Raw genomic sequence first — 4,342 nt, 5'->3', positions numbered from 1 at the left:
GAGTTGTTTTACCGTGGTCAACGTGGCCGATAGTACCAACGTTAACGTGCGGTTTTGAACGTTCAAATTTTTCTTTAGACATTTAAATTGTCCCTCTAAGACACGGAATCGGTGGTTACACCACATCAACCAAGCAGTAAGTAAATTAGCGATTTGCTAGTGCTTGTTAAGATTTTAATCAGGGAGGCAAGAACATGAAGGAGTGGTGCTGATAGGCAGATTCGAACTGCCGACCTCACCCTTACCAAGGGTGCGCTCTACCAACTGAGCTATATCAGCACATCTGGAGCGGGCAGCGGGAATCGAACCCGCATCATCAGCTTGGAAGGCTGAGGTAATAGCCATTATACGATGCCCGCAGAACTCGGCTACCTGACTTAAAATCAGCTTTGTATTCTACTTAAGTGTTTACTAATTTAAAACACTTAAGTTTGGAATTAATGGTGGTGGGAGAAGGATTCGAACCTTCGAAGTCTGTGACGGCAGATTTACAGTCTGCTCCCTTTGGCCGCTTGGGTATCCCACCAAACCTAATTTTTAATGGTGCCGGCACCAAGAGTCGAACTCGGGACCTACTGATTACAAGTCAGTTGCTCTACCAACTGAGCTATGCCGGCTAAGTGGTGCGCATTCTAGGAGGACTTTCATCATGATGCAACAAAAAAATTGCGATATTTGTTCTTTTGCTTAGATTTTGTTCACTTTTGATTGAATTGTTGATTTTTTAGGAAAAAAACGACCAAAATGCCAACAAAAAATCATGATAAATTAGCAAGCTAATTTAGCTAATCACTCCCAGATTTATTCATCATCAATAAATTTTTAGAAAAAAATTGATGGCGCCTTTATTAGTCTACGCTAAAAAATTATTTTCATGACTATTTTTTGTACTTTTTTTACAAATTTATTCAGTTCGTGTCAAAAAAAGTAGAAAAAATTTAAAAAATATCTACGCCTACGAGTCATCACTCGTTATGATGCTGTTTATTTTTTATCGGATACGGGTGTTTTAAACAGCCTGTCCAACCTGCGAATATTAGGCAGATGTTGGCTTATGAATAACAAAGAACGCTTTATAACCCCTTATTTAGAGTTTGACAGAAAGCACTGGGCAACGTTAAGAGATTCCGTTCCTTTAACATTAACCGAAAAAGAGATTGTTGATTTAAAAGGAATTAATGAAGAAATTTCTATTGATGATGTAATTGAGATTTATCTTCCTCTTTCAAGATTACTCAATTTTTACATAAGTTCTAACTTGCGTCGTCAAGCTGTCTTAGAGCAGTTTCTTGGAACAAGAAGCGCCAAAATCCCTTACATTATTGGTATAGCGGGTAGTGTTGCTGTTGGTAAAAGTACCACAGCTCGTTTACTACAAGCACTTTTAACTCGTTGGCCAGAACATCGTAAAGTAGATTTAATCACTACTGATGGTTTTCTTTTACCTAATGCAGAGTTAAAGAGACGTGGAATAATGAAAAAGAAAGGATTTCCTGAATCCTATGATATGCATAGCCTTGTCTCTTTCGTTTCTGATATAAAATCAGGTAAAAAACAAGTAACAGCCCCTGTCTATTCCCATTTAGTGTATGACATCATTCCAGATAAAAAACAGGTTATTGAACAACCTGATATTTTGATCCTTGAAGGATTAAATGTATTACAGAGTAATCAGGATTATCCTCATGATCCACATAATGTTTTCGTATCAGATTATGTAGATTTCTCCATTTATGTTGATGCTGAAGAAACATTACTAAAACACTGGTACATCAGTCGATTTTTAAAATTTAGAGAGGGTGCGTTTACTGATCCTGAATCATATTTTAATAATTACTCTAAATTAAGCAGAGAAGAGTCTATTGAAATAGCATCTTCAATTTGGCAAGAAATTAATGGTTTGAATTTGAAACAGAACATTCTACCTACGAAAGAAAGAGCGAGTCTTATACTAACCAAAGGGCAAAATCATACGATCACCAACGTCCGATTACGTAAATAAATCTAAACAATGATCAGCGTTTGATCTAAATATTATTAAATTATAGTTATTAAAATAGTATCCATAAATAAAAAGCTTTCCCATCTAGGAAAGCTTTTTTAGTTTTAGATATTCGATGCAATTTAAAACATTACAGTGCACTTCTCAGTGAAATCTCACCACCTATATAAGGTATAATTTTTCCTTCTTGCTCTAAAAGTAAAGCACCTTGATCGTTGATACCTTTGGCGATACCAAAGATCTCTTTTTCACCAATAATAAGCTTCACACGGCGATTCATAAAGTTATCTAAACTTTTCCAACGTTCGATAAACACAGATAACCCTTGTTTTTCAAATTGAACAAATGCTTCTCTTAGTGCATTAGTAATTTCACAAGCAAGATCATTTCTGTCAATTTTAATGCCAACTTGCTCTAAATTAATCCATTGCTGGTTAATGGCTTCATTTTGATTTTTGCTCATCGCAATATTAATACCAATACCTGTGACAATATGAGCAACATCACCTGTTTTTCCTGTTAGCTCAACAAGAATACCTGAAAGCTTTTTATCATTTAAATAGAGATCGTTAGGCCATTTAACTTTAACGTCATCTGCACCAAATTTTTGCAATACTTCAGCCATAATAACACCGACAACCAAACTCAGCCCTATTGCAGCAGCAGGCCCTTGATCGAGTTTCCAATACATACTCAAGTATAAATTTCGACCAAAAGGCGAAATCCATTGGCGCCCTCTTCTACCTCGTCCAGCAGACTGGTATTCAGCAATGCAGACATCACCCGATTTTAATTCGCTAATATGTTGGATCAAATATTGGTTTGTAGAATCTATAACAGGAATAACACTAGCCGGTTCACCTTTGATGTTCTTGTTTACGCTATCCGCATTTAACAAATTCATTGGAGCATCTAGCTGATAGCCCTTTCCTGCAACAGTTTGAACATCAATACCCCAACTACGCAATGTCTGAATATGTTTATTAATACCTGCTCGTGTCATTCCTAAGCTTTCGCCTAGTTGCTCCCCTGAATGGATATTTCCGTCAGCAAGGCGCTCAATTAATAATAAAGGAGTTGGTGTTTCTTTCATGAAATAGCGTCCACTGCATTAATTTCGCCATATTGACCGATAAAACGAACTTCTGGCTCTAAGTGTACACCGAAGCGTTCAAAGACTTTTTGACGTATATATGCAGCTAAATTAACAATATCTTCGCCTGTAGCTAGACCATCTTTGTTGATGAGAACAAGAGCTTGCTTCGTATGAACAGCAGCACCACCAATCTGATACCCTTTAAGGCCACATTGATCAATCAGCCAGCCTGCAGCAAGTTTTACTCCATCTTGTTGAACATATTGAGGACAGAAGGGGGATTCTGCTTTTAAATGCTGTGCAATGCGAGTATCAACAATTGGATTCTTGAAAAAACTACCAGCATTACCTGTTATTGCCGGATCTGGTAGCTTGCTCATTCTCATAGAGCACACAGAACCAAACACCTCTTTTGGCGTTACCGTTTCTAGTGATAATTTTGATAAATCGCCATACGTAAGAATAGGCTCCCATTTTTTGCTAAGCTGTAAACCAACCGCAATAATGGCAAAGCCTTGCTGGTAATGATGTTTGAAAATACTATCACGGTAACCGAACTGACATTCATTATTAGTTAATCGATGAACATGACCTGTACTTAACTCAACAATATCAACATAAGCACAAACATCTTTTAATTCTTTACCATAAGCGCCGATATTTTGTATTGGTGCTGAACCTACATTTCCTGGGATCAGCGCTAAATTTTCCAGTCCATAAATATTCTTTTCTAACAGATATTCAATAAGTGCATGCCAGTTTTCGCCCGCACCAACATGAACAAACCAATATTGCTCATCTTCAGTAATTTCAATACCAGCAATACAGTTACGTATAACAATACCGTTAAAATCTTCTGTAAATAATACGTTGCTGCCACCACCTAGAATAAGCGTTGGTAATTTTTGCTTATGGGCATTTTGCCAATATGTACAAAGCTCATCTTTATTATTTGCAGTTTCTATTTGGTGAGCTTTTGCTCTCAAACCAAATGTATTAAATGCTTGCAATGAAACCAGTTCTTTCATGAAAGTCTACCTCATTTAGCTGATAGCTTAGTTTAACAGCCAAGCATCATTGAGGATAGCAAAGTGATAGGTGATTAGTGTAGAGGTATTACATCTACATTTCAGATGTCTTACAATGCAAAAAAGCCAACCCATTGGGTTGGCTTTCTCGTCTTATTTAATGCCTGGCAGTTCCCTACTCTCACATGGGGAGACCCCACACTACCATCGGCGCTA

3 protein-coding genes, 4 tRNA genes and 1 pseudogene are annotated in these 4,342 nt (G+C 37.2%); 1 reads left to right on the top strand and 7 read right to left on the bottom strand.

The annotated features are described in order from the left end of the window. The 5 genes and pseudogenes from DK858_RS05570 to DK858_RS05550 form a co-directional block, all read right to left on the bottom strand. Nucleotides 1-82 (bottom strand): annotated as a pseudogene (locus DK858_RS05570) (GTP-binding protein); the annotation flags it as partial. Between the two features lie 121 nt (nt 83-203). Beyond that, nucleotides 204-279: transfer RNA gene (locus tag DK858_RS05565), tRNA-Thr, on the bottom strand. Between the two features lie 5 nt (nt 280-284). Beyond that, nucleotides 285-359, bottom strand: a tRNA-Gly gene (locus DK858_RS05560). A gap of 82 nt (nt 360-441) precedes the next feature. Further along, a tRNA-Tyr gene (locus DK858_RS05555) sits at nt 442-526 on the bottom strand. Nucleotides 527-541: 15 nt separating this feature from the next. Beyond that, nucleotides 542-617 (bottom strand) — tRNA-Thr (locus DK858_RS05550). Between the two features lie 437 nt (nt 618-1,054). On the opposite strand from DK858_RS05550, the gene coaA reads away from it, so the two are divergent. After that, complete coding sequence (gene coaA, locus DK858_RS05545; RefSeq protein WP_109396542.1) at nt 1,055-2,002, top strand: type I pantothenate kinase; 948 nt, start codon at nt 1,055-1,057, stop codon at nt 2,000-2,002. Between the two features lie 130 nt (nt 2,003-2,132). Here coaA and birA read toward each other — a convergent pair whose 3' ends face one another. Beyond that, complete coding sequence (gene birA, locus DK858_RS05540; RefSeq protein WP_109396540.1) at nt 2,133-3,095, bottom strand: bifunctional biotin--[acetyl-CoA-carboxylase] ligase/biotin operon repressor BirA; 963 nt, start codon at nt 3,093-3,095, stop codon at nt 2,133-2,135. After that, on the bottom strand, nt 3,092-4,126 hold the full coding sequence (murB, locus tag DK858_RS05535) for a UDP-N-acetylmuramate dehydrogenase (protein WP_109396538.1): 1,035 nt from the start codon (nt 4,124-4,126) through the stop codon (nt 3,092-3,094). The genes birA and murB overlap by 4 nt, the downstream gene beginning before the upstream one ends. Nucleotides 4,127-4,342: the final 216 nt, after the last annotated feature.

The sequence above is a fragment of the Proteus faecis genome, from assembly GCF_003144395.1.
Lineage (GTDB): Bacteria > Pseudomonadota > Gammaproteobacteria > Enterobacterales > Enterobacteriaceae > Proteus > Proteus faecis.
The sequence above is the reverse complement of the archived record's forward strand: the minus strand, read 5'-3'. Positions and strand labels throughout refer to the sequence as shown.

What these genes read in the sequence shown, in the direction of transcription:
- coaA (WP_109396542.1), top strand. Translation starts at nt 1,055, where the DNA reads ATGAATAACAAAGAACGCTTTATAACCCCTTATTTAGAGTTTGACAGA.
- birA (WP_109396540.1), bottom strand. Translation starts at nt 3,095, where the DNA reads ATGAAAGAAACACCAACTCCTTTATTATTAATTGAGCGCCTTGCTGAC.
- murB (WP_109396538.1), bottom strand. Translation starts at nt 4,126, where the DNA reads ATGAAAGAACTGGTTTCATTGCAAGCATTTAATACATTTGGTTTGAGA.